The following is a 23,949-nucleotide window of genomic DNA, read 5'->3' as shown; positions in this document are numbered from 1 at the left end:
GAAGAAGAAATCCGCTCAGTGCCAGAAAAGAAGAATGAGGATAATGATTGGTATCGGTATACCAAGCAACCACAAGAGAATTCCTCGTCCCATAACTTTTCCTCCGATGTAAGTCGTATCGAAGAAACGTCATCCGGTCGAATTCGTTCCCTTATTCCGCGCACAGACTGCCGGGTCCGGGACCTGCCGGTTTGCCCGCGTCAGGCCGCCATTGCCTCCTCATACTCTGTCGAAAGCGCAAGCCATCGATCCTCCTGCGCCGCCAGCCTGGCCGCCAGATCGCCGCGCTCCTTGGTCAGTTCCGTGACCTTCGCCGGTTCCTTCTCGTAGAGGGAGGGATCGGCAAGCCGGGTTTCGATCGTTTCCAGCCGCCCGCGCAGCCGTTCGATCACCGCTTCGGTCGCCTTTATTTCCTTGGCGAGCGGTTCTAGCGCGGCACGGCGCTGCGCGGCTTCCCGGCGTCGGTCCGCCTTGCTCGTCTTTTCCGCCTCGCGCCGATCGCGCCGGTCGGAAGCGCCGCCGGTGACCAGTTGCCGGTAGTCGCCGAGATCGCCGTCATATGGCTTCACCGTGCCGTCCTTCACAAGCCACAGCCGGTCCACGGTCGCCTCGATCAGGTGGCGGTCGTGCGAAATCAGGATCACCGCGCCGGAAAAGTCGTTGAGCGCCTGGATCAGCGATTCCCTCGAATCGATGTCGAGATGGTTGGTCGGCTCGTCCAGGATGAAGAGATTGGGGCCTTCAAAGGAGGCAAGACCCATCAGGAGACGCGCCTTTTCGCCGCCCGAAAGGTCCTTCGCCGCCGTGTTCATCTTCTCGGTCGCAAGACCCATCCGCGCCACGCGCGAGCGCACCTTGGCCTCGGGCGCTTCCGGCATCATGCGCCGCACGTGCTCGTAGGCGTTTTCCTCGGGCCTGAGATCGTCGAGCTGGTGCTGAGCGAACATGGAGACCTTGAGCTGCGGAGCGACGGTCATGGTTCCGGTTTCAGGCGCGAGCCTTCCGGCCAGCAGCTTGGCGAAGGTCGACTTGCCGTTGCCGTTGGCGCCGAGCAGCGCGATGCGGTCGTCGGCGTCGATCCTGAGCGACAGGTGCCTCAGCACGGGCCGGCCCGGTGCATAGCCGACGGTCCCGCCCTCCAGCGCGATGATCGGCGAGGCGACCGTCTTCACCGGCTCGGGAAAACTGAAAGGCCGCACCGTTTCGTCGACGAGGGTTGCGATCGGCTTCATCCTTTCCAGCGCTTTCAGGCGCGACTGCGCCTGCCTTGCCTTCGAGGCCTTGGCGCGGAAACGCGCGACGAATTCCTCCATGTGCTTGCGTGCCGCATCCTGCTTGGCGCGGTTCTTTTCCAGGAGTGCCGCCTTCTCCGCCCGTTGCCGCTCGAACTGGTCGTAGCCGCCGCGCCAGAAGGTGAGCTTCTTCTGCTCCAGATGCACGATGGAGTTGACGGCGCGGTTGAGCAGGTCGCGGTCGTGCGAGATCAGGAGAACGGTGTGCGGGTATTTCGCGACGTAATTTTCCAGCCAGAGCGTGCCCTCGAGGTCGAGATAGTTGGTGGGCTCGTCGAGAAGCAGGAGGTCGGGCTGGGCGAACAGGACCGACGCGAGCGCGACCCGCATGCGCCAGCCGCCGGAGAAGGAGGAAGCCGGCCGCTTCTGCGCGGCGTCGTCGAAGCCGAGACCGGCGAGGATGGTCGCGGCGCGTGCCTCGGCCGAGTGCGCGTCGATATCGGCGAGCCTTAGATGGATCTCGGCGATGCGGTGCGGGTCTTTCGCCGTCTTCTCCTCGGCAAGAAGCGCGGCGCGCTCGGTGTCGGCCCGAAGCACGATATCAATCAGCGGCTCATTGGTGCCCGGTGCCTCCTGCGCCACCTGGCCGATCCTGGTGTTCTTCGGCAGGCTGATCGAGCCGGTCTCGGCTGCAAGATCGCCGGTGATGGCGCGAAAGAGCGTCGTCTTGCCGGTACCGTTGCGGCCGACAAGACCCGCCTTGGCGCCGGCGGGGAGGGCCAGCGAGGCACGGTCGATGAGAAGGCGCCCGGCGATGCGCAGGGAAAGGTCTGTAATGGTAAGCATGGCGCGGCCCTTTTGGCCGAGCCGGGCCGCGATGACAAGAGCATCGAGGAGGTTCTGCCGCGTATCGCGGCAAGGAGGCTCGGAGCAGAGCGGTATTGCCTACGCGAAGGAACGGCCTTCCGGCGTGCGCTGGAAATAGACCAGGTCGAGCACAGGCGCTGATTTGCCGAGCACGCTCAGGATCATGTGGGCGTGTCCGCGGTGATGCGTCTGGTGATTGAAGAAGTGGTCGAGCGCGGGCGCAAGCCGCTGCGACACGGTCCGGAGGTCGGTTACCGTCATGTAGGTGAAGCGGCCGGCCAGCGCCTTTTCCGAGAGGCTCGAAATCCATTCCACGATGCGCCGGTCCTCCGCTTCCCGCGCCAGGCGCAGGGGATCGAAGTTCGGGTGAATAATGGTGTCCAGTGCCTTTGGCGCTTCGCCCTCGCTGGTGAAGCGCTTCATCCAGATGCGGTCGGCGACGAGCAGGTGGTTGAGCGTCCCTCTCATCGAGCCGAAGAAGGCGCCGACGTCGCGGCCGAATTCCTCGTCGGTCAGTTCGGCGGCCGCATCGTAGATTTGTCCGTTCGCCCATGCATTGTAGGCGGCGAACATCATGAAGTGCTGCTTCATTTCCAAAACGTTCTGCCCTGTGTCTTCCGTTGAGGAACTACACCAGCCGCCGGGAACGGCCAACGGCAAATCCGTGCCGCAGGGTGCGGGATTTCGGCCCCTTCACAAGTCCGGTCCAGCGCGCTATGCAGCCCGCCACCTCCGAAACACCAATTTCTTGCAAAGGACAGCAGATGGCGATCGAACGCACCTTCTCGATGATCAAGCCGGACGCGACGAAACGCAACCTCACCGGCGCCATCACCATGATGCTGGAAGATGCCGGCTTGCGTGTGGTCGCGTCGCGGCGGGTATGGATGAGCCGGCGTGAGGCGGAGGGCTTCTACGCCGTTCACAAGGGCCGGCCGTTCTTCGACGAGCTTTGCGATTTCATGTCGTCCGGCCCGACCGTCGTGCAGGTGCTGGAAGGCGAGGATGCCATCGCCAGGAACCGCGAAGTGATGGGTGCGACCAATCCGGCCAACGCCGCCGAAGGCACCATCCGCAAGGTCCATTCTCTCTCGATCGGAGAGAATTCGGTCCACGGTTCGGATGCGCCGGAAACCGCCGCGCAAGAAATCCGCTTCTGGTTCTCCGATACCGAGATCGTCGGCTGAGGATTATCTCCCGTCGGCCGGCTCGTCAGGCCGGCCGACGGATATCGGCCGTTTCCGCTTCGGCGGGAGCGTTGCGCGCGATCGTGAAGGCCAGGAACTCCTCCTCGGGTACGGCCGCGCTGTAGAGCAGCCCCTGGAAGATCTCGCATCCGAAGAGATGCAGGAAGATGCGCTGCTTGTCGTCCTCGACATGCTCTGCGACCGCAGTCAGCCCCAGCGTCGTCGCCATGGCGAGGATCGTACGCACGAGCGTGCGGTCGCTTTCCCGTGTCTCGATATCCGCGACGAAGCCGCCGTCGATCTTGAGTTCGTCGAAAGGCAGCTTCTTCAGATGTACGAGCGAGGAATAGCCGGTTCCGAAATCGTCCAGTGAGAACCGGATGCCGAGCTTCTTCAGTTCGGCCATGCGTACCGCCGTCCGCTCCTGGTCGCGTGCCATGACGTTCTCGGCGAATTCGAGCGTCAGGCAGGAAGCGTCGACGCCATATTCCCCGACAAGCCGCGTCAGGTCCGGCACGAAGGTTGCGTTGGCAAAGGACTGTACGGAGATGTTCACCGCTAGTCTGAGATGCGACGTTGCCGGATTTCGCTGCCAGCCTGCCAGAGTGGCGATGGCCTTGGCGAGGACGAAGTCACCGATCTCGTGGATGAGGCCGCAATGCTCGGCAAGCGGTATGAACACGCCGGGCGGGATGTCGCCAAGTTCGGGATGATGCCAGCGCAGCAGCGCCTCGGCGCCGCAGACGCGGCCTTCGCGGTCGATCTGCGGCTGGAAATGCAGGGCGAGCTGAGCGCGGAAAATCGCCACGCGCAGGTCGTTGAGAAGCCGGAAACGCTGCGATTCCAACTCAAGCGATGCGGGATCGAAGAGGGAGATACCGTTCCGGCCACCGCTTTTCGCCTCGTACATGGCGATGTCGGCGCGGCGGACAAGTTCCTCCGCGCCCGATTCGCTGCCGTCGAAAACGACGACGCCGATACTGGCCGAACCCCTGTGATGAACCGGCCCGAGGACGAACGTGTCGCGGAGCGACGAGAGCGTGCTGTCGGCAATGACCAGGGCGCGCCGGCTCCCATCGGCCAGCCCATCCGCGAGGTCTTCCAGCATGATGACGAATTCGTCGCCGCCCATGCGTGAGACCATCCCGTGCTCGCCGGCACATTGGCGTAGCCGAGAGGCCACCTGCACAAGATATTGGTCACCGACATGGTGACCCTGGCTGTCGTTCAGGTTCTTGAAATTGTCGAGGTCGATGAAGAGGAGGGCGCCGACGCGGCCCCGCTTGCGTGCGCAGGCGATGGCCGCGGCAGTGCGGTCCCTCAGCATGCGCCGGTTGGGCAGGCGGGTGAGCGGATCGAAATAGGCAAGTTCCTCGATCTCCATCGCCTGGCTCTTGCGGGCGGAGATATCCATCAGATAGCCGTGCCAGGTGATCGCGCCGTCATCCTGTTCCGGCTTGGCGACGATGCGCAGCCATCGGCATTCGCCGTCCGGCGTGCGCACGCGGAATTCATGGTCCCATGGCAAGAGGCTTCGGCGCGAGGCTGTCAGCGAACGGAAATAGTCGCGCCTGTCCTCGCGAATGATGAGACCGACGAATTGCGAGGTCGTCGAAAGGCGCATGTCCGCCGGAAAGCCGACGACGCGCCCGAAGCCGCCGCTCAGATATTCAACCGAATAGGAGCCGTTCGCGCTGCGCCGGAACTGGAAAAGGCCGCCGGGAAGCTGGCTCGTCAGCTTCTGGATCTGCTCTTCCAGTTGCCGCCGCCGGATGGTCTCAGTGATCTCGCGGACGGACCCCTCATAGTAGAGGGGTTTTCCGGTCTTCGGATCGCGGACGATCCTGGCCGATTCGGTGATCCAGATGCGCTCCCGCGTCTTGTGCCGATAGACTTCGGAGACGAAATCCTCGACCCTGTCGTCACGATTGAGGATATCCCGGAATTCGGTGCGCCGGTTCGGATCGACATACCATTCCGTGGCGATGTCGTTGACCGAAGCGAGCATTTCCGCTTCGCTGTCATAGCCGTTCAGCCGAACGAGGGAGCGGTTGGCGGCCAGTTGGTGGCCGTCAAGCGAAGAACGGTAGATGCCGTCGTGGAGGTTCTCGATAAGCTCCGCCGTATTCGTCCGCTCACGGAGCGCGGCGCGGTAGCGCCGGCGATAGTCCATGAGCGCGACGATCAGCATCGCTGAAAAGGCAATGCCCGCCGTCGCGATCCAGAACGCGGCGCCGCTTGTTTCCAGCAGAAAGGTGGAAATTGAAACCATGCACCCCGACATGCCACTACGCTCGGCGTAAGGTAACGGCAGCGGGCTTGCGAAAAGTCTAATTCACGGGAATTCCCGACGGCATCATTAATTTAGGGTTGCCGTCGCCCGAAAAACACTCGTTTGTTGCGAAAAAGCCGGCTGGGCGTGGGCATCGCGTATGCGATTTTTCAGCTATGTTCCCAACGTCTTGCCGCGATTTCATCATCTTCGCGCGCATCCACCCATCCGCCATCGCTCCCGTCCTTGGGATGCTCTTTCTTCCAGAAAGGAGCGCGGGACTTCAGATAGTCCATCAGAAAGGAAGCGGCATCGAAAGCCGCGTGGCGATGAGTGGATGCCGTCACGACGAGAACGATGTTGTCTCCGGGCGCCAGCCGGCCGTAGCGATGAATGACGCTGATACCGCTAAGCGGCCAGCGCTCCATGGCCTCAGCCGCGATGCGTGCGATTTCCGCCTCGGCCATCGCCGGGTAGTGTTCGAGTTCCAGTGCCGAAAGCCGCCCGCCTTCGTCGCGGCAAAGCCCGATGAAGGTCACGACGGCGCCGACATCGTGCCGTCCGCGCGTCAGACGCGCCACCTCGGCCGAAGTATCGAAATCTTCGGTCTGGATGCGGACAAGCGGAACAACGTGCGCCGACATTATCTCATCCGCCGGTCATCGGTGGGAAAAGCGCGATCTCGCGCGCGCCGGCAATCGTCTCGCTATGGTCGGCGTGTTCGTGGTCGATCGCAACGCGGATCACGTCCGCGTGCTCGAGCGCGGCTTCGTATTCCTCGCCGCGTCTTTTCAGCCAGCCGAGCAGATCCTTCACGGTGCGGACTTCGCCCGGCACGACGATCTCCTCCTCGGTGCGCCCGATACGCTCGCGCACCCAGGCAAAATAGACGAGCTTCAGGGCGTTTTCATCCGCCTCGTTCTCATTCGTCGATGACATGTTTCAGTCCAGCCCGGAAATAGTCATAGCCCGTATAAAGCGTGATGATGGCGGCAATCCACAACAGCACGATGCCGATCTCCGTCGCATGGGCAAGCACCTTGTCGCCGGCAGGGCCGGCGATGAGGAAGCCGAGCGATATCATCTGAACCGTGGTTTTCCATTTGGCGAGGCGGGTGACCGGCACGGAAACCTTCAGGCCGGCCAGATATTCGCGCAGGCCGGAGACCAGGATCTCTCGGCAGAGAATGATGATGGCCGCCCACAGCGAATATTTATCGATCGTGCCGTTATGCGCCAGAAGAAGGAGCACCGCCGACACCAGGAGCTTGTCGGCGATAGGGTCGAGCATCCGGCCGATATTCGAGGTCTGTTCCCATATCCGCGCCAGATAGCCGTCCAGGTAATCGGTGATGCTGGCGATGACGTAGATGGCGAGCGCGGTCCATCGGGCGAAGTCCGTCGGGTGCGTCCGCCCTTCCAGATAGAAGCAGAGTAGGATGAGCGGGACGGCTAATATGCGGCCATAGGTCAGCAGATTGGGGAGATTGAACGCGCGCCGGCGCATGTGCCCGCCACTCTTTGTTGCCTCGACAGTCAAATCAGATATGTCCCTCCCGGGTCAACGGTTGAGTAAGTAAAGAAGTAAACGTCACTTATGCTTTCCATTTAGCCCTTTTCGTGGAAGTGACCATATATCTGGCGCGCCATGGCTTCCGAGATGCCCGGAACGGCGAGGATATCGGCGACCGCCGCGCGGCTGACCGCCTTGGCCGTGCCGAAATGGTGCAGAAGCGCGCGCTTGCGGCCGGGGCCGATGCCGGCGATCTCGTCGAGCGGATTCCTGATCATCTCCTTTTTCCGCCGTGCTCGGTGCGAGCCGATGGCGAAACGGTGCGCCTCGTCGCGCAGCCGCTGGATGAAATAGAGGACCGGATCGCGGATCGGCAACGAGAAGGCATCGCGGCCCTCCATGAAGAAGCGCTCACGTCCCGCATCGCGGTCGACGCCCTTGGCGATGCCGATCATCGTGACGAAGCCGGTCACGCCGAGATTGTCGAGGATGGTGTTGACAGCCGAAAGCTGGCCCTTGCCGCCGTCGATCAGGATCACGTCGGGCCAAGCGGGGAACGCCTTCTCGGTAACGATCTCGTCGTCGCTTTCCTCGGGGATTTCGGCGCCCGGCAATCCGTCTTCCTTCAGGAGGCGCGAGAACCGCCGCTCCATCACCTCGCGCATCATGCCGAAATCGTCGCCCGGCGTGATAGCCTCGGAGCGGATGTTGAACTTGCGGTACTGGTTCTTGACGAAGCCTTCGGGGCCGGCGACGACCATCGCACCGACGGCATTGGTACCCATAATGTGGGAGTTGTCGTAGATCTCAATGCGCCGGGGCGTCCGCTCCAGGTGGAAAGTCTCCGCAAAACCCTTGAGCAACCGCGCCTGCGAGGAAGTTTCCGCCAGCCTGCGGCCGAGCGCCTCGCGTGCGTTCTGCCTCGCGTGGTCGGTCAGTTCCTTGCGCTCTCCGCGCTTGGGAACCGCAATCGCCACCTTCCGCGAGGCCTTTATCGACAGCGCGTCGGCAAGCAATTGCTGGTCCTCCACGGCGTGCGAAAGAAGGATGCATTTCGGCACCAGCTTGTCGTCGTAGAACTGCGCCAGGAAGGCGCCGAGCACCTCGGGGGGGCCAAGCGACGGATCGGCTTTCGGAAAATAGGAGCGGTTGCCCCAGTTCTGTCCGGTACGGAAGAAGAAGACTTCGATGCAGGTTTGCCCGCCTTCCTGGTGGACGGCGAACACGTCGGCTTCCTCCAGCGTCTGCGGATTGATGGCCTGATGGCTCTGCACATGGGAGAGCGCCGCCAGCCGATCGCGCAGGATGGCGGCGGTCTCGAAATCAAGCGCCTCGGAGGCGCGCTGCATGGCGGCCGAGATTTCGCCCTTAACCTTCTGGCTGCGGCCGGAGAGGAAACTTTTCGCCTCCGCGACAAGATCCAGATAGCCTTCGGGGCTGATCTCGTTCGTGCACGGGGCCGAGCAACGCTTGATCTGATAGAGCAGGCAGGGGCGCGTTCGCGTCTCGAACACCGAATCGGTGCAGCTTCTGAGAAGGAACGCCTTCTGCAGCGAGTTGATCGTCCGCCCGACCGCGCCGGCAGAAGCAAAGGGGCCGAAATAATCGCCCTTTCGGGAATGCGCGCCGCGATGCTTGAAGATGCCGGGCGCGCGATGGTCGCCGGTTATCAGGATATAAGGGAAAGACTTGTCGTCGCGCAGGAGCACGTTGAAGCGCGGCCTCAGCCTCTTGATGAGGTTGGCCTCGAGCAGCAGCGCCTCGGTCTCGGTGCGTGTGACGACGAACTCCATCGCCGCCGTCTGCGCCACCATGCGGCCGATGCGGTTGGTGTGGAAGCGTCCCTGCGCATAGTTCGTCACGCGCTTCTTCAGGCTGCGCGCCTTGCCGACATAGAGAACGTCGCCGGCTGCGTTCATCATCCGGTAGACGCCGGGCTTGTTCGGCAGGCGCTTGACCAGCGCCTGGATAAATTCAGCGCCGATCTTGCCTTCGCTGTGTTCCTTGCCGGCCGTATCCCACGCGATCTCCAACTCCGGCCGCGGCGCGGCTTCCGGAGACCCCGATATCTCGTCTTCTTCGTCCACGTTCGGGTCATCGGCGAGATAGGCAAGGTCTTCTTCGGTGTCGGCCGGGATCGCATCGGCCGCCGCCATGTCCTTCCCCGAAGGTCTTGAGCTGTTCATTCCCGAATTCCCGTCACGTCCGGCGTCTGCCAGCCGAGATGCTGGCCGCCATCGAGCGCGATCATCTGGCCGGTGATCGAGGGCGTATCCCACAGATAGCGGATCGTCGCGCCGAATTCGGAGAGCTCCGGTCCCCGCCGGAGCAGAACCGCCTCGACCTGCGCATCGAAATCCGCCTTCGACTGGCGCTCGCCCTGCAACGACGGACCGGGGCCGATCGCATTGACCCGGATACGGGGCGCCAGCGCCTGGGCCATGGTCTGCGTCGCCGTCCACAGCGCCGATTTCGACAGTGTATAGCTAAAGGTTCGCGGCGATAGTTTCCAGACGCGCTGGTCGATCATGTTGACAATGAGGCCATCTTCACCTTTCGGAAGAGCCTCGGCAAAGCGCCTGGAAAGTTCGACCGGAGCCTTGAGATGGACGGCGAAATGCCGGTCCCAATGCTCCCAGGTGAAATCGTCCAGTTCGTCCGGCTCGAAGACGGAGGCATTGTTGACGAGAAGGCCGATCGGCCCGATCGCCGAGGCGGCATCGTTCAATAATCCCTCGACGGCCCTAATGTCGGTCAGGTCGGCGCGCACGATCGCCACCTTTCCGCCCCTATCCTTAAGGTTTTTAACCAATTCCAGCGCCTCTGCATCCGATCCGTGATAGTGGATCGCAACGGCAAAACCGGCTGCGGAAAGGTCGCCGACGATCGCTTTTCCGATCCTTCTGGCGCCGCCGGTGACCAACGCTGTCTTGAGATTTTTTGCCATGTTTCTCCCTATTTAGCGCAATCGCCGGCTGTTCGGCCAGCGCTCCGCGGCCGCCCGCCCGAATCGGGAAGGAAGGTGCATAAAAGATTGGATCCCAACCAAACAAAAACAGGGCGTTGGCGTAGCGTGCTCAGCCATGTTGCGAATATGCAACGTCAATTTCCTGCCTCCTTTCCGTCCATGAATTTCCCCGTTTGCGGTGCGCTTCAGCCGCATTTCGGCACGACATAGGCAACCAGGCAATTCCGGCCGTTTCCTCCCGAGCGGCGCTGGGTGTCCAAACAGGAAGGCGCGTTGTGTTTGGCCTTCCGTGGCAGGAGTTGAAAGAAATGAACGTTAGAGCAAGCAAGATCATAAAGCCTTTCGCGGCCGCCGTCGGCGCGACGGCGCTCATCGGCGCCACCTCCGCTTTTGCGGCGGACGCCATCACCGAGGCACCGCCGGCTCCGGCGCCGATCGTCGAGCAGGCTCCGTCCGGCTGGGCAGGTCCCTATGCGGGTATCCAGGCGGGCGGCGCCTTTGCCGGCCGCACCAAGACGCAGGGCACCAGCGTCCACACGGACGGCTTCCACGGCCGCGGTTTCGGCGGCTTCAACTGGCAGAGCGGCAACTTCGTGTACGGTATCGAAGGTGACGTCGGCTATGACGGCTCGTCGGGTTCCCACAACGGCATCCGGTCCAAGAGCAGCGTCGACGGCTCTCTCCGCGGTCGTGCCGGCTACGCTCCGAACGACAGTATCCTCGTCTACGGTACGGCCGGTGCGGCTGCCAAGCGCCTCAAGGTGGAGACGCCTGTCAGCACCGATGCCAACGGCGTGATCGGCTGGACGGCCGGCGCCGGTATCGACGCCAAGCTCACCGAAAAGGTCTTCGCCCGCGTCGAATATCGCTATACCGACTACGGCAGTCACGACTTCAATGTCGGCGGCGTCAAGTCGGGCGTGCGCGACCGCAGCAACACGGTCGAGGCCGGTATCGGTATCAAGTTCTGATCGCAGGATCGAAGCAACATGGAAAGGCCGGGCCGATGTGCCCGGCCTTTTTCTTTGCCGAACAGTATCAGTGGGGCGCGCGGGTCGCCAATTCCGGGAACTTCTCGTCGAAACGCTTCGCCCAGCGCTTCAGCCTCGAATGTCCGCGCTCCCATTTGCCGGAAAAGCGCAGGTCGAGATAGCCGAGGCAGGCGCGCAGCGCGATCTGGCCCGCGGTGATCTTTTTCGGCAGTTTCGGCGGCGATGCCTCGAGATGATCGAGCGCGCGCGTCACCTTCTTCCACTGCTTGTCGAGCCATGGCTGATGGACGATCTCCTCGGGCCGGAAGCGCCGTTCGTAGACATGGGCGAGCAGGCAGTCGCAGATGCCGTCCGCCAGCGCCTCCAGCCTTTCGGCCTCGAGCCGCTTGGCGGGGTTGCGCGGGAAAAGCGCATTCTTGGAAACCCGGTTGAGGTATTGCGTGATGGCACGGCTGTCGAAGAGGTTTTCGCCTTCGTCGGTCAGCAGGACGGGGATCTTGCCGAGAGGATTGTTCTTCAAAAGAAGCTCCGGCTCCTCGCCGGTATTCGTCGGAATCTCTTCCAGCGCGATACCGGCATAGGCGGCCGCCATACGCACCTTGGCACTGTAGGGGGAAGGCGTGGCGAAAAGCAGTTTGGGCATTTTCCTCTCCGGATTGATGGTCGGCGCAAATTAGGGATATGGCCACACCCGGGCAACACGGATGATTTGGGCCAGTGCCCCCGGGCGATCTCTATGAGGGTGGCATCTGGACGTTGGAGGCGTGGCAGCTTGCGCGCTCGAGTTCCCGGCAGGGGCGGAAGCGCATGTCTTTTGTCATGCAGACGCGCACCTCGCGCAGATATTTGCGGTCGCAGTCCACGCTGATCCCGTCGTCCGGCATGCCGGGATTGGCCGCGATGAAGGCCGCTTCGATATCGGACGGTTTCACGCGGCCAGAGTCGTCGCGGGGAAAGTCGGCGGGTATCTCGACGCTCTCATAGGCTTTGCGCAGCGTGGCGAAGTAAGCCTCTTGTGAGAGCCCGGTGCACATTCCGTGCGTGCGCCATTCATGGATGATGAGGCCGTAGCCCGGCATCAGGTCCGAGAGCGCGTTCATCCGCTCTTTCGGTACCCTGCGCTCGGCGTCGCTGCGGCAGTCCTTCGGATAGCCATGCTCGTATTGCGGCCACAGCCCGTGTACGACGAAGCCATAGGCCGGCCGTTTGCCGCACTGGTACCGGTTGGCCTTTTCGCCCGCCGCCGCGCAATAACTCGGCGACCAGGAAAGCGACAGGACGTAGAAATCGAAGCGGCTTGAACCGGAAGCCGCGGTATCGCGGACATCGTTCGAGGCGGCATTGCCCGGTGTGATCGTGAAGCACAGGGCGAATATCGCCAGACAAAGAGAAAGCCGCCCGAATATCTTTTCTGTCATTCCAGCACGCGCCGGTCAGCGCAGGACACGGCAGCGGCCGTTATAGACCTTCCAGCGATCGAAATTGACGAGGCAGAACTCGACATTGTGGCCGAGGCCGGCGAAGCCCGCGCGATCCTCGATCAGATACCACATCGCATGCCGCCGCCCGTCCGAGGTGTAGGCCGTCGCCTCGCAATAGGTCCGCGTGAATTCACTGTCCGACATTGCCGGCTCGTAGCGTTTCTGGCGGATATCCCGGAAATCGACGAGACCGACATCGGGCAGGTTCGGCACATGCGTCACCTGATAGCGGAACTTGCCGGTGATGCGCGACAGCACCCAGTCCTGCGCGCAGGCTTGTGGGGCTTGCTCATGGTAGGAGGGCGCTGTTGCGATGATGTCGGCTGCCTGCGCCGGCGCGTAGGTACCGGCGAGACAGAAAACCGATGCAAGGGCAGCGACTGCACGCCGGGCGATGATCTTCATGACAATGGGTCCTGATGGTCACGGTATTTCGTGATTCTAGCGTGCAAACAGAGTGCTGTCTGCCGAAATCGCGGTCAAGCCGCTTCCGCCGTAAGATGATCGAGCGCCCATGTGGCGCCTTCGTCCTCCCTTAGCAGCCGGGCAAGCACCGGCAGGATCTCCGATAATTCCTCATGTAGGACGTATGGCGGATTGACGACGACCATGCCGCAGCCGTCGAGCCTCGCTTCGGGAGAGGGGGCGCGGATGGAAAAAGACACGTCGAGAATCTTCGGGATGCCGGTTTCGCGAAGCAACTGGCGGAACCGTTCGACGGCGGCGCGGTCCTTGACCGGGTACCAGAAGGCATAGATACCGCCCGGCCAGCGGCGATGCGCCTTCGTCAGACCATCGACCATGCGTGCGAACTCGCCGTCCTCCTCGAAGGGCGGATCGATCAGCACGAGCCCGCGCTTTTCCTTCGGCGGCAGATGCGCGCCGAGCGCCAACCAACCGTCGAGTTCGATCACCCGCACGTGGTGGTCGCCGGCGAAGACTTTCTTGAGGCTTTGTGCATCCTCTGGATGAAGCTCGATCGCGGTCAACCGGTCCTGCCGGCGCAGGAGGTGCCGCGCGAGCAAGGGCGAGCCGGGATAAAGGCGAAAGCCGCCATCCGGATTAAGCGCCCGGACCACAGACAGATAGTCGTGCAGCCACTCGGCGGGAGCGCCGGTCAGCGTGGCATCGAGAAGCTTTCCGATGCCGCCATGCCATTCGCCGGTTTTCTGTGCCTCCTCGCTGCCGAGATCGTAGAGGCCGACGCCGGCATGCGTATCGATCGCGCGGAAGGCCGCTTCCTTGCGCTTCAAATAAGCGATGATGCGCGCCAGGATGGCGTGCTTGAACACATCGGCGAAATTTCCGGCGTGATAGATGTGACGATAGTTCATGACGTGGCTCTACAACGGGCCGGAGGAATGCGGTAGAGAGGAGATATGAACACGCTTGCCAGGATCAACATCGGTCATTCGGCCTGTCCGCATGACTGCCCTTCAACCTGCGCGCTGGAGGTCGAACTCCTCGGCAATAATCGCGTCGGCCGCATCCATGGCGCAAGGGCGAATACCTATACGGCGGGTGTCGTCTGCGCCAAGGTCGCACGCTATGCCGACCGGCTGCATCATCCCGACCGGCTGACGAAGCCGCTCGTCCGGGCCGGCGCCAAGGGCGAGGGCGGCTGGAAGGAAGCGAGTTGGGAAGCGGCGCTCGACCTCGTTGCCGAGAAATTCATCTCGGCGGAGGAAAAATACGGCTCCGAGACGGTCTGGCCTTATTTCTACGCCGGCACGATGGGGCTGGTGCAGCGCGACGGCATCGAGCGGCTGCGTCACGCCAAGCGCTATTCCGGCTTCTTCGGCTCCATCTGCACCAATCTCGCCTGGACCGGCTGGATGATGGGCACCGGCAAGCTTGCCGGTCCCGACCCGCGCGAGATGGCGAAGTCGGATTGCGTGGTGATCTGGGGCACCAATGCTGTGGTCACGCAGGTCAACGTCATGACCCACGCGATTCGTGGACGCAAGGAGCGCGGCGCCAAGATCGTCGTCATCGATATCTACGAAAACGCGACGATGAAGCAGGCCGATATGGGCCTGATCGTCAAGCCGGGCACCGACGCGGCGCTCGCCTGCGCGGTCATGCATGTGCTTTTCCGCGAGGGAATGGCCGATAGGGCGTATCTCGAAAAGTACACCGACGACCCGAAGGGGCTGGAAGCGCATCTTCGGTCGCGGACGCCGGAATGGGCTTCCGCTATCACCGGGCTTTCGGTGACGGAGATCGAGGCCTTCGCCCGTCTCGTCGGCACGACCAAAAGGACTTTCTTCCGTCTGGGCTACGGCTTTTCGCGCCAGCGCAACGGCTCGGTCAACATGCACGCGGCCTCCTGCATCGCCGCCGTCACCGGCGCCTGGCAGTACGAGGGTGGCGGCGCCTTCCATTCCAATTCCGGCATCCTGACGCTCGACACGGACCTCGTGGAGGGCAAGCGTCTGCGCGATCCGAAAATCCGCTATCTGGACCATTCGCGCATCGGCCCGGTTCTTACCGGCAGGGCCGACGCGCTCTATGGCGGTCCGCCGGTGACGGCGATGCTGATCCAGAACACCAATCCGGCCAATGTCGCGCCGGAACAGCGGCTGGTGAAGCGGGGTTTCCTGCGCGACGATCTCTTCACCTGCGTCCACGAGCAGTTCATGACCGACACCGCGAAACTCGCCGATGTGGTGCTGCCGGCGACGATGTTTCTTGAGCACGACGACATCTACAAGGGCGGCGGCAACCAGCACATCACGCTCGGGCCGAAGCTGGTCGAGCCGCCGGAAGGGCCTCGCAGCAACCATTTCGTCATCGAGGAACTGGCCAGGCGCCTCGGCGTGTCACACCTGCCGGGCTTCGGCATGACCGAGCGCGAGCATATCGACGTGATGCTCGCGAAGAAGGGACTCGGTACGTTCGACACGTTGCGCGAGGAAAAGTGGAGCGATCAGCAGCCGCCCTTCGAGGAGGCGCATTACCTGAACGGCTTCGGCCATGCGGACAGGAAATTCCATTTCAAGCCGAACTGGACCGGGCAGGCCGCGCCCAACCGCCCGCCGCGTTCCATGGGCGTGTTCGGCCCCTATGATCGGCTGCCGGAATTTCCCGACCATGTCGACCTGATCGAGGTGGTGGACGAGGCGCATCCGTTCCGGCTCGCTACCTCGCCGGCTCGCAATTTCCTCAATTCAAGCTTCACCGAGACGCCGGTGTCGAAGGCCAAGGAAGGCAGGCCGCAGCTTCTGATCCATCCCGACGATGCCGCCTCGCTCGGCGTGGAAGAGGGCGGCCGGGTCGAGGTCGGCAACACGCGCGGCGAATTGGTACTGCACGCCAAATTCTTTGACGGCGTCCGTCGCGGCGTGGTCATCGCGGAAGGCATATGGCCCAACAGTGCGCACGAGCGCGGGGAGGGGATCAACGTGCTGACCGGCTCCGACGCGCCCGCGCCCTATGGCGGCGCGCCGGTCCACGACAATCATGTCTGGGTCCGGGCGGCCTGAAACTGACCGTCAGAACAGCGTCGTCAGATCGCGGGCACCGTGAACTATACGAACGATTTCGACCGTTCGCGCCTCGATACGGTAGAGAATGAGATAGTTGCCGACATTCAGCGTTCGGGCAGCATCGGCAATATCCGGACGTGAGCGCCCTAGTTCAGGAAATTCCGAAAGCTGCCCGGTTCGTTGCTGGACGGAATCGATTAGCCGGTCGGCGGCGGCTGGGTTTTCCAGCGCGATGTTCAGCCAGATATCATCCAGATCGGCTTCGGCGGCCGGGCTGAAGACCACCGCAACCGACATTGCTCAGCCCTGCTTCGCTTGCGCAAGCCTCTCGCGGCCGCGCCGCTTGATTTCCTGAAAATCGAGCGGGCGTGACGAGCCGCTCTCGACGCCTTCCCGCCAAGCCTTCCGCAGCCGCTCGATTTCGGCTTCGCGCAACGGCTTGCGCAGATTCCATTCTCGCAGCGCCTCGCGGACGACCTCGCTGGCCGAGGCGTATTCGCCACTTGCGACCGCTCCTTTGAGCATGGCGACCATTTCCGGTGAAAGCGCGATGCTGACCTTTTCGACCGCAGCCATCATCAATCTCCTTCGCGGAGAAGGTAGTAAGATTTGCTACCGCGCGCAACCGCTATGGCGTAAACCTTGCCAGGTATTCCAGGTCGACCGTATCGGGCTCGGTCGAAGGCGGCGCTGGGGAAATCAGGACGTCACCTGTGTCTCCCGAGTTCCGGCCATAGTGCATTACCCTGCCGCCCCGCAGGACGGCGCGGCCTGAGGCGACGAGCGACAGCGCCAGCGGATAGAGCCGGTGTTCGGCCTTGAGCACCCGCGCAGCGATCCCCGCTTCGTCGTCATCAGCCAGAACAGGAACGGCCGCCTGCGCTATGATGGGGCCGGCGTCCACTTCCGCCGTGACGAAATGAACCGTGCAGCCATGGATGCGGACGCCTGCGGCAAGTGCTGCGGCGTGCGTGTAGAGGCCCTTGAAGGCGGGTAGCAGCGCCGGGTGGATGTTGATCATCCGGCCGCTCCATTTCTCGACGAAGCCAGGGGTCAGGCGGCGCATGTAGCCGGCAAGGCAGACCAGTTCCGACCCAGACTCGCCCAGTGCAGCGTCGATCGCGGCGTCGTGTTCCTCGCGGCTCGAATAGTCCTTATAGGCAATCGCCCTGGTCGGAATGCCGTTCTGCGCGGCCATCTTGAGGCCGTTGGCTTCCGCGTCGTTGGAGATGACGGAGACGATCTCGGCCGGAAAGGACGGCTCGGCAGCGGCGGCGATCAGCGCCGCCATATTGGAGCCGCGGCCGGAAATCAGGATGCTCGTACGCTTTCTGTCCATGGTCACCAGTCGATCGTTCCCCGGAAGACGACACCGGCATCGCGCCGCGACACGACGCTTCCGATCGGCATCACCGTCTCGCCGGCCTGTTTGAGAACGGCCGCTACCTGTGCCGCCTGGCCGGCGGCGACCACCGCGACCATGCCGATGCCGCAATTGAAAGTCCTGAGCATCTCACTTTCAGCAACGCCGCCGGTTCTGGCAAGCCAGGAGAATACCGGTGGGACGTCGATCGCCTCGAGATCGATCTCGGCGGCGTAGTCGTGCGGCAGGACGCGCGGGAGATTGTCGGGAAAGCCACCGCCGGTGATATGGGCGAGCGCCTTGATGCCGTGCGTGTCCTTGATGGCGTGCAGGACCGGCTTAACGTAGATGCGGGTAGGTTCGAGAAGCGCTTCGCCGAGCGTCCTGTCCGAAGCGAACGGCGCTTTGCCGCCCAGCTCCAGGCCGGATTTCTCGACGATGCGGCGCACCAGCGAGAAGCCGTTCGAGTGAAGGCCGGAGGAGGCAAGACCGAGCAGCGCATCCCCCTCGACGATATCGTCTGTCGGGAGAAGCTGGCCGCGCTCCACCGCGCCCACGGCAAAGCCGGCGAGGTCATAGTCCTTGTCGGCGTACATGCCGGGCATCTCGGCGGTCTCGCCGCCGATCAGTGCGCAGCCGGCCTGCCGGCAGCCATCGGCGATGCCCGCGACGATTGCCGCGCCTTCTTCGGGATCGAGCTTGCCGGTCGCGAAATAGTCGAGGAAGAAAAGCGGCTCCGCTCCCTGCACGACGAGGTCGTTGACGCACATGGCGACAAGGTCGATGCCGATCGTATCATGCCGGCCGGCTTCGATCGCGATCCGGAGCTTGGTGCCGACGCCGTCATTGGCCGCCACCAGAAGCGGGTCCTTGAAGCCGGCGGCCTTCAGGTCGAAAACGCCGCCGAAACCGCCGATCTCGGCATCCGCCCCGGGCCTTCTTGTGGAGCGGACAAGCGGCTTGATGCGCTCGACCAGCGCATTGCCGGCATCGATATCGACGCCGGCATCGGCATAAGTCAGGCCGTTCTTCTTGCCGTTCATAGCCGAGATTCGCTGCCCTTTTTGGCTCCTGGTGACGATCCGGGCACATTGCACGAAGCCGGCGCCTCCGCAACCGCACCCGATCTTACCCTAACGCCGTGACGGGCGAAATCCGTGGACAATCGGCAAAGGCGCCCTGATACCTTGAAGCCTCGCCATCAAGCCGCCATTTAACGTCGCAACGTTCGCTCCAACGCAGCCCATGTGCTGATAGGCAACTGACCCTGCAGTGACGATACCCAATCTTATCACGGTGCTGCGCTTCTTTCTCGTGCCTTTCGTGGTGCTGGCGCTGCTGACCGGCCGCATGCAATGGGCATTCATCGCCTTCCTGGTCGCGGGCGTGTCGGACGGGGTCGACGGGTTCATCGCCCGCAATTTCGACCAGCGCTCCAAACTTGGCGCCTATCTCGATCCGATCGCGGACAAGCTTCTTCTCGTCAGCGTCTTCGTCGTCCTTGGTTATATGGGCGAACTGCCTCTGTGGCTCGTCATCGCCGCCGTTTCGCGCGACGCGCTGATCATCGGCGCGGTGCTTCTCTCCACGATCATGGGCAATCCGGTCGAAGTGAAGCCGCTCTTCGTTTCAAAAGCCAACACCGCCGTACAAATCGTGCTCGCGGGCTGGGTGCTCGCCGAACTCGCCTTCGGAATGGCCTTCGGCGCTTTCCGTTACTGGCTGGTGATCGCGTCGGGCATCTTGACCGTGGCTTCCGCCGCGGCCTATCTCGTCTCCTGGCTCAAGCACATGGCTGGATATGCCGAAAGCGAAACCCCAAAAGGCTGATGAAAAAACGGCGCCGATCAACTGGCGCCAGCAGGCCTTCTTCTGGGGGGGCGCTGTCATCATCTTCGCCCTGTTCCTCTTCATCTTCAGCTCAATCCTGCTGCCGTTCATCGCGGGCATGGCGCTCGCCTATTTTCTCGATCCCGTCGCCGATCGGTTGCAGAAGCTCGGCTTTTCGCGACTGTGGGCAACGGTCGTCATCCTCCTCGCCTTCGTCATCCTTCTCGTGCTCGCCCTGATGATCATCGTGCCGGTGCTGACCAATCAGTTCGCCGACCTGATGAAGAACATGCCGGACTACATCTCGCGCCTGCAGAGCCTCGTGACCAGCTTCGATCCGGCCTGGGTCGAGAAGACGCTGGGCGTGAGCGCGGGGCAATTGCGCGACGGGCTGAGTTCGCTGCTCACCCAGGCGACGGGATTCATCACCACGCTGTTCAAGTCGCTGTGGAGTTCGGGGCTTGCGATCATCAACATCGTCAGCCTGTTCGTCGTCGCGCCGGTCGTCGCCTTCTATATGCTGCTCGACTGGGATCGCATGGTCTCTACCGTCGATAGCTGGGTGCCGCGCGACCATGTCGAGACAGTGCGTGCCATCGCCAGGGACATCGACCGCTCGATCGCCGGCTTCGTCCGGGGGCAAGGCACGCTGTGTCTGATCCTGGGCATCTACTACGCGCTGGGGCTGACCGTGGTCGGCCTCAATTTCGGTCTGCTGATCGGGCTGCTCGCTGGCCTCATCAGCTTCATCCCCTATGTCGGTTCGCTCACCGGCCTGGTGTTGGCGATCGGCGTCGCGTTCGTCCAGTTCTGGCCGGACTGGATGTGGGTGGCGGCGGTGGCGGGCGTATTCTTCGTGGGGCAATTCATCGAGGGCAACATCCTGCAGCCCAAGCTCGTCGGCAAGAGCGTCGGCGTGCATCCGGTCTGGCTGATGTTCGCTCTGCTCGCCTTCGGCGCGTTGTTCGGCTTTGTCGGACTGCTCGTGGCCGTACCCTGCGCGGCCGCGATCGCGGTCATCATGCGTTTCGCGATTGCGCGCTACAAGGCTTCGCCTCTTTATCGGGGCGAGGAGGAAGTGCCTGCTTCCCCGGCGCGCCGCCGCCGCGACCCCACATCCCCGGACGTTTGACGATGTCCGAGACAGGCAGGCCGCGGCAGATCCCGCTCGCGCTCGGACACAAGCCGGCACTCGGTCGTGACGATCTTATCGTGACGCCGGCGAATGCGGAGGCGGTTTCGATGATCGACCGCTGGCCGGACTGGCCCTCCGCCGTCATGGTGCTTGCCGGGCCGGCGGGCTCCGGCAAATCGCATCTCGCCTCCATCTGGCGGGAATGGTCTGGCGCGGAAAGCGTACTTGCCGAAGAACTCGGCGGCATGGCGGCCGCGCCGGCAGGACCGGTGCTGGTTGACGGGGTCGGCGACGGACCCTTCGACGAGGCCGCGCTTTTCCATCTCCTCAACATGGTCCGATCCGCTGGTACGCATCTGCTGCTCACGTCGCGGCGCTTTCCGCTGGCCTGGGGCGCGGAATTGCCGGATCTCGTGTCACGGTTGCGGACCGCGACAACCGTCGAGGTGCATGAGCCGGACGACGCCCTCCTCGAAGGCGTGATCGCCAAGCTTTTCGCCGACCGCCAGGTGGAGGTCGAGCCCCATGTCGTCAGCTATCTTGCGCGGCGGATCGAACGCTCCGTTGCTACCGCGATCGATGTCGTGGAGAGGCTGGACCGCGCGGCGCTGGAGGAAAAGTCGCGCATAACGCGCGGACTTGCCGCGCGCATCGTCAGCGCTCTGGATGAAGGGCAGGGCGCATTGCCTTTTCCGTGAGCCGGCCGTTTGGCCGCGCTCCTATCGCCAATAGCGGTGTGAGTTGCTCGTGGACTGGCCGCAGGCAAAGCCGATCATGAAACCGACGAAGCCGATGGCGAGCGCCGCCGTCGAAACGGTGACAGGGTTTTCCTGTGCCACCTCGGAAACGGTGTGGGCCTGCGCGCGCACCGCGGAAGCTGCCCTCGAAGCGCGAGACGAGGCGCTGTCGTACCAGCCTTTCGCCTCCTCGACCGCTTCCGACGCCTGTTCGGAAAGGGTCTTGTTGATCCGGCCGACCTGCCGCTTGAGTTCGGCGATCTGCTTCTCCAGCGCTTCCGTTGCGTCTTCCGTTATCTTCTGGTCCGCCATGACGATTCTCCTGTCTTCGGTGAGAAAGGGAAACGGCGCTTGCGGCGGTTGGTTCCGGAAGATCGAGGTAACGGCGAGACCCGCATTCGACCCCAGCGGATTGGCGAAAAAGATGCAATCCGATCGAATGCTATTTCGATGTGGTGCGATTGGAAACCGAGACAGCGCGTCTTTCGCCTGATATCCGTGTGCCAAGAGCCTCCACTTCAGCCGGCGCGAAGACACGTCTAGCCGTCGAAATGATGTCATCGGCATGCCTGTCCGGTGGGAACTCCGAATCCACCACCGCGGTGACTGAAAACGTCACCTCAACAACGTTCGCCAATTAATTCCCCGCCCCGTAAACTACCCCCAAAAAGACCCTACAAGTATCGGCCGGAAAATCCAGCGGAATTACTCCGCATCGGCGAGCACTCACCTGAAGAGCTGAATTGCGGGAACGGTACTTGAAGATTCTACCGCAGAGCTTCGGAAAGGAAGCATCCATGCTTGCTTCGGTCAAAACGGCGATGATCGTGACATTGGCTACCCGAAGGCGGGCAGTTGGTAGAACGCTCAAGGCCATTCCTTCAAGTCGTTTCGCGATTGACCGCGCTGTACTCCATTCGATGGTCGTGGGCTATTTTGCTTCCAACATTCCGAGGGCCGACTTACACTTCCTCGATGACCACCTCTCGATACACCCTCAGGCACGACCCGGACGGCACCTGCGCCGTCATTGACGTATTCACCGGTTGGCCTGCCGTATCGCATGGCGTGCTCTTGATCGCGATGAAACCGGACGACGCGGACGACATGGTGGACCTCCTGAACTCGCTCGACGTGAGCCGCAGGAGGACCGAGGGGATAGCGTGAGGCTCGGCCTCTTCCAAGGGGTGCGATCTTTCACGGGGAGACGGGAGCAAGACGGGCGGCTCCTTGCCTCCGTCAGTGAAGCGCGGAAGGCATCAACGGTCGAATGAGAGGTTGCCAGGGGACGGGTTTGGTGCCGCGTGAGGGACTTGAACCCACGACCTACCGCTTACAAGGCGGTTGCTCTACCAACTGAGCTAACGCGGCCCGACGAAGGAACTGCCTTTCCAGCGCTCGGCAAGCCCTCGAACCGGCGGATATACCTCCAATCCAGGCCCAGGAGCACCGACAACGGCCTATCACAATTGCCGGGACAGTAAAGAGCTTGCGGACACGGAAAAGCGCGGCCACGGAACCGCATGGATGTAAGCACGTTTTCGATGAATGAAAGACAAGCCATTCGATACGCCGGTGATCGTCAGCCTGCATTCCGATACGGATCGCGACGTCAAGTCGGTGAAGGAGGCGCTGGACGTCCTCATGGACGAATGGCCGCCGGAAAAGGGCGGGCCAGCCCACGCGGAAGCCATGCTAGCCTGCCGGCGATCGCTTGACGGTCAGTATCCGGTAGAAAAGGCGCGCGATGCATTCAGTGCCGCGGCCTGGGAGGCGGATTTGTTCGTAAGCGACATGGGGCGCCTCAGCGAAGCGTTGGCCTGAGGGGAAGCATTGGCCTGAGGGGCCGGCGCTACTCCCCAAGGCGTCCACAGCAGGACGGGTTCACGGCTTTCCGATCCGGCCGACCCTGTGGTTTCGACTGCTTTGCCCATCGCAGCGCATCCCAAGCCTGTTCCCTGACGGCACTGTGCGGGGCAAATCCTTTCGCAACCGTTTATTACAGATTCAGATGACGCCGCGCGGCGTAAAGCGCGATCGCGGCGGCGTTGGAGACGTTGAGCGAACGGATCGCGCCCGGCATGTCCAGTCGCGCCAGCGTATCCACGGTCTCCCGGCTTTTCTGGCGCAACCCTTTCCCCTCGGCGCCCAAGACGAGCGCGATGCGTGTTCCGGCGAAGGATTTCTCCAGCTCCGCCGGCGCATCCGAATCGAGCCCGATGGTCTGGAAACCGGCTTTGTGCAGTTCGCCCAGCGCATCGGCCAGATTGCGCACCTCTATCAGGTCGATATGTTCGAGCGCGCCGGAAGCGGATTTTGCCAGCACGCCGGATTCCTGCGGGCTGTGGCGCGCCGTCGTGACTAGCGCGCCTGCGCCGAAAGCGACGCCCGAGCGGATGACCGCACCGACATTATGCGGATCGGTCACCTGGTCGAGCACGACGACCAACGCCGTTTCGCCGAGCGCCGCCAGCGGCTTTGGCTTGAGCGGCTTCGCCTCAACCAGAACGCCCTGATGGACGGCGTCGCTGCCGAGGATACGGTCGATCTCGCGCGGGTCGACGATTTCGAGCGAAAAGGCATGGGCGGCCGTCTCTTCGAGACCGAGGCGGTGCAATGCGTTGCGCGTTGCCAATACCCTCTCGACCGTGCGGCGCGGGTTGTCGAGCGCGGCACGCGCCGTATGCAGCCCGTATAGGCGGACGAGGCCGTCCGTGGGCAGGGAAGGCGGCAGGTGCCTGCGGCCGCCCGATCTCTCCGCCGACCTGTCCGAAGGCGAGGGCGCGGAAAGGCTGCGGTGCTGGCGCCTCAGCCGGGCGTAATGGCTGTCCTTCGGGGTCTTCGGCCGGTCGCTGCTCATGGGTGAGTCCTTAGCAACATCGTT

The 23,949-nt window shown here is 62.9% G+C and carries 26 protein-coding genes and 1 tRNA gene; 8 read left to right on the top strand and 19 right to left on the bottom strand.

What is annotated here, in order from left to right; genetic code table 11:
• Positions 1 to 200: 200 nt before the first annotated feature.
• Both RBH77_RS17685 and RBH77_RS17680 read right to left on the bottom strand, forming a co-directional pair.
• Entirely contained in the window at positions 201 to 2,078 is a 1,878-nt protein-coding gene (locus RBH77_RS17685) for an ABC-F family ATP-binding cassette domain-containing protein (protein WP_311028892.1), read from the bottom strand.
• A gap of 99 nt (positions 2,079 to 2,177) precedes the next feature.
• On the bottom strand, positions 2,178 to 2,690 hold the full coding sequence (locus tag RBH77_RS17680) for a DinB family protein (protein WP_311028891.1): 513 nt from the start codon (positions 2,688 to 2,690) through the stop codon (positions 2,178 to 2,180).
• A gap of 173 nt (positions 2,691 to 2,863) precedes the next feature.
• On the opposite strand from RBH77_RS17680, the gene ndk reads away from it, so the two are divergent.
• On the top strand, positions 2,864 to 3,286 hold the full coding sequence (ndk, locus tag RBH77_RS17675) for a nucleoside-diphosphate kinase (protein ID WP_311028890.1): 423 nt from the start codon (positions 2,864 to 2,866) through the stop codon (positions 3,284 to 3,286).
• Positions 3,287 to 3,311: 25 nt separating this feature from the next.
• Here ndk and RBH77_RS17670 read toward each other — a convergent pair whose 3' ends face one another.
• From RBH77_RS17670 to RBH77_RS17645, 6 genes are all read right to left on the bottom strand, one after another.
• The gene (locus RBH77_RS17670; protein ID WP_311028889.1) at positions 3,312 to 5,558 is read right to left on the bottom strand and encodes a putative bifunctional diguanylate cyclase/phosphodiesterase; all 2,247 of its coding nucleotides are present in this window, start codon (positions 5,556 to 5,558) and stop codon (positions 3,312 to 3,314) included.
• 170 nt (positions 5,559 to 5,728) lie between these two features.
• Positions 5,729 to 6,202 carry a molybdenum cofactor biosynthesis protein MoaE gene (locus tag RBH77_RS17665; RefSeq protein ID WP_311028888.1) on the bottom strand — a complete coding sequence of 158 codons (474 nt, stop codon included), beginning with the start codon at positions 6,200 to 6,202 and terminating at the stop codon, positions 5,729 to 5,731.
• 4 nt (positions 6,203 to 6,206) lie between these two features.
• Positions 6,207 to 6,497, bottom strand: a complete 291-nt coding sequence (gene moaD, locus RBH77_RS17660) for a molybdopterin converting factor subunit 1 (RefSeq protein WP_311028887.1) — start codon at positions 6,495 to 6,497, stop codon at positions 6,207 to 6,209.
• The gene (pgsA, locus tag RBH77_RS17655) at positions 6,481 to 7,065 is read right to left on the bottom strand and encodes a CDP-diacylglycerol--glycerol-3-phosphate 3-phosphatidyltransferase (RefSeq protein WP_311028886.1); all 585 of its coding nucleotides are present in this window, start codon (positions 7,063 to 7,065) and stop codon (positions 6,481 to 6,483) included. Before pgsA ends, moaD begins: the two co-directional genes overlap by 17 nt.
• Before the next feature lie 101 nt (positions 7,066 to 7,166).
• On the bottom strand, positions 7,167 to 9,227 hold the full coding sequence (gene uvrC / locus RBH77_RS17650; protein WP_371832882.1) for an excinuclease ABC subunit UvrC: 2,061 nt from the start codon (positions 9,225 to 9,227) through the stop codon (positions 7,167 to 7,169).
• Between the two features lie 26 nt (positions 9,228 to 9,253).
• Positions 9,254 to 10,018, bottom strand: a complete 765-nt coding sequence (locus RBH77_RS17645; protein WP_311028884.1) for an SDR family oxidoreductase — start codon at positions 10,016 to 10,018, stop codon at positions 9,254 to 9,256.
• A 329-nt stretch (positions 10,019 to 10,347) separates the two neighbouring features.
• Between RBH77_RS17645 and RBH77_RS17640 the strand changes: the two genes are divergently transcribed.
• On the top strand, positions 10,348 to 11,010 hold the full coding sequence (locus RBH77_RS17640) for an outer membrane protein (protein WP_311028883.1): 663 nt from the start codon (positions 10,348 to 10,350) through the stop codon (positions 11,008 to 11,010).
• A 67-nt stretch (positions 11,011 to 11,077) separates the two neighbouring features.
• On the opposite strand, the gene RBH77_RS17635 is transcribed toward RBH77_RS17640, so the two are convergent.
• The 4 genes from RBH77_RS17635 to RBH77_RS17620 form a co-directional block, all read right to left on the bottom strand.
• A complete protein-coding gene (locus RBH77_RS17635; RefSeq protein WP_311028882.1) occupies positions 11,078 to 11,674 on the bottom strand; it encodes a glutathione S-transferase family protein in 597 nt (198 codons plus the stop codon).
• A 91-nt stretch (positions 11,675 to 11,765) separates the two neighbouring features.
• Positions 11,766 to 12,449, bottom strand: a complete 684-nt coding sequence (locus RBH77_RS17630) for a ribonuclease T2 family protein (RefSeq protein WP_311028881.1) — start codon at positions 12,447 to 12,449, stop codon at positions 11,766 to 11,768.
• Positions 12,450 to 12,464: 15 nt separating this feature from the next.
• Positions 12,465 to 12,917 (bottom strand): hypothetical protein, encoded by a 453-nt coding sequence (locus RBH77_RS17625; protein WP_311028880.1) that lies wholly within the window; start codon positions 12,915 to 12,917, stop codon positions 12,465 to 12,467.
• 74 nt (positions 12,918 to 12,991) lie between these two features.
• Positions 12,992 to 13,846, bottom strand: coding sequence for a 23S rRNA (adenine(2030)-N(6))-methyltransferase RlmJ (locus tag RBH77_RS17620; protein ID WP_311028879.1), 855 nt, complete (start codon positions 13,844 to 13,846; stop codon positions 12,992 to 12,994).
• Between the two features lie 45 nt (positions 13,847 to 13,891).
• Between RBH77_RS17620 and RBH77_RS17615 the strand changes: the two genes are divergently transcribed.
• Positions 13,892 to 15,997, top strand: coding sequence for a molybdopterin oxidoreductase family protein (locus RBH77_RS17615; RefSeq protein WP_311028878.1), 2,106 nt, complete (start codon positions 13,892 to 13,894; stop codon positions 15,995 to 15,997).
• Between the two features lie 9 nt (positions 15,998 to 16,006).
• Here the strand turns inward: RBH77_RS17615 and RBH77_RS17610 are convergent, their stop codons facing one another.
• Genes RBH77_RS17610 through purM form a run of 4 tightly spaced genes read right to left on the bottom strand, consistent with a single transcriptional unit; the run spans position 16,007 to position 18,406 of the window.
• Entirely contained in the window at positions 16,007 to 16,297 is a 291-nt protein-coding gene (locus RBH77_RS17610; protein WP_311028877.1) for a type II toxin-antitoxin system RelE/ParE family toxin, read from the bottom strand.
• 3 nt (positions 16,298 to 16,300) lie between these two features.
• On the bottom strand, positions 16,301 to 16,576 hold the full coding sequence (locus RBH77_RS17605; protein WP_311028876.1) for a type II toxin-antitoxin system ParD family antitoxin: 276 nt from the start codon (positions 16,574 to 16,576) through the stop codon (positions 16,301 to 16,303).
• A 52-nt stretch (positions 16,577 to 16,628) separates the two neighbouring features.
• Positions 16,629 to 17,339, bottom strand: coding sequence for a phosphoribosylglycinamide formyltransferase (gene purN, locus RBH77_RS17600; protein ID WP_311032591.1), 711 nt, complete (start codon positions 17,337 to 17,339; stop codon positions 16,629 to 16,631).
• A 2-nt stretch (positions 17,340 to 17,341) separates the two neighbouring features.
• A complete protein-coding gene (gene purM / locus RBH77_RS17595) occupies positions 17,342 to 18,406 on the bottom strand; it encodes a phosphoribosylformylglycinamidine cyclo-ligase (RefSeq protein ID WP_311028875.1) in 1,065 nt (354 codons plus the stop codon).
• Between the two features lie 229 nt (positions 18,407 to 18,635).
• Between purM and RBH77_RS17590 the strand changes: the two genes are divergently transcribed.
• From RBH77_RS17590 to hdaA, 3 genes are read left to right on the top strand one after another with little or no spacing between them, the layout of a single operon-like run.
• On the top strand, positions 18,636 to 19,193 hold the full coding sequence (locus RBH77_RS17590; RefSeq protein ID WP_311028874.1) for a CDP-alcohol phosphatidyltransferase family protein: 558 nt from the start codon (positions 18,636 to 18,638) through the stop codon (positions 19,191 to 19,193).
• Positions 19,165 to 20,325 carry an AI-2E family transporter gene (locus tag RBH77_RS17585; RefSeq protein ID WP_311028873.1) on the top strand — a complete coding sequence of 387 codons (1,161 nt, stop codon included), beginning with the start codon at positions 19,165 to 19,167 and terminating at the stop codon, positions 20,323 to 20,325. The genes RBH77_RS17590 and RBH77_RS17585 overlap by 29 nt, the downstream gene beginning before the upstream one ends.
• Positions 20,322 to 21,026, top strand: a complete 705-nt coding sequence (hdaA, locus tag RBH77_RS17580) for a DnaA regulatory inactivator HdaA (RefSeq protein ID WP_371832795.1) — start codon at positions 20,322 to 20,324, stop codon at positions 21,024 to 21,026. Before RBH77_RS17585 ends, hdaA begins: the two co-directional genes overlap by 4 nt.
• Before the next feature lie 21 nt (positions 21,027 to 21,047).
• On the opposite strand, the gene RBH77_RS17575 is transcribed toward hdaA, so the two are convergent.
• Positions 21,048 to 21,377, bottom strand: a complete 330-nt coding sequence (locus RBH77_RS17575) for a hypothetical protein (protein WP_311028871.1) — start codon at positions 21,375 to 21,377, stop codon at positions 21,048 to 21,050.
• A gap of 663 nt (positions 21,378 to 22,040) precedes the next feature.
• On the opposite strand from RBH77_RS17575, the gene RBH77_RS17570 reads away from it, so the two are divergent.
• Entirely contained in the window at positions 22,041 to 22,232 is a 192-nt protein-coding gene (locus RBH77_RS17570) for a hypothetical protein (RefSeq protein ID WP_311028870.1), read from the top strand.
• A gap of 128 nt (positions 22,233 to 22,360) precedes the next feature.
• Here RBH77_RS17570 and RBH77_RS17565 read toward each other — a convergent pair.
• A tRNA-Thr gene (locus tag RBH77_RS17565) sits at positions 22,361 to 22,436 on the bottom strand.
• A gap of 177 nt (positions 22,437 to 22,613) precedes the next feature.
• Between RBH77_RS17565 and RBH77_RS17560 the strand changes: the two genes are divergently transcribed.
• Positions 22,614 to 22,889, top strand: a complete 276-nt coding sequence (locus RBH77_RS17560) for a DUF982 domain-containing protein (protein ID WP_311028869.1) — start codon at positions 22,614 to 22,616, stop codon at positions 22,887 to 22,889.
• Positions 22,890 to 23,064: 175 nt separating this feature from the next.
• Here RBH77_RS17560 and RBH77_RS17555 read toward each other — a convergent pair whose 3' ends face one another.
• Positions 23,065 to 23,925, bottom strand: a complete 861-nt coding sequence (locus RBH77_RS17555) for a TrmH family RNA methyltransferase (RefSeq protein ID WP_311028868.1) — start codon at positions 23,923 to 23,925, stop codon at positions 23,065 to 23,067.
• Positions 23,926 to 23,949 lie beyond the last annotated feature (24 nt).

Source organism: Mesorhizobium koreense, assembly GCF_031656215.1.
Taxonomy (GTDB): domain Bacteria; phylum Pseudomonadota; class Alphaproteobacteria; order Rhizobiales; family Rhizobiaceae; genus Mesorhizobium_L; species Mesorhizobium_L koreense.
This window is presented reverse-complemented; position numbering and strand designations above follow the sequence as displayed.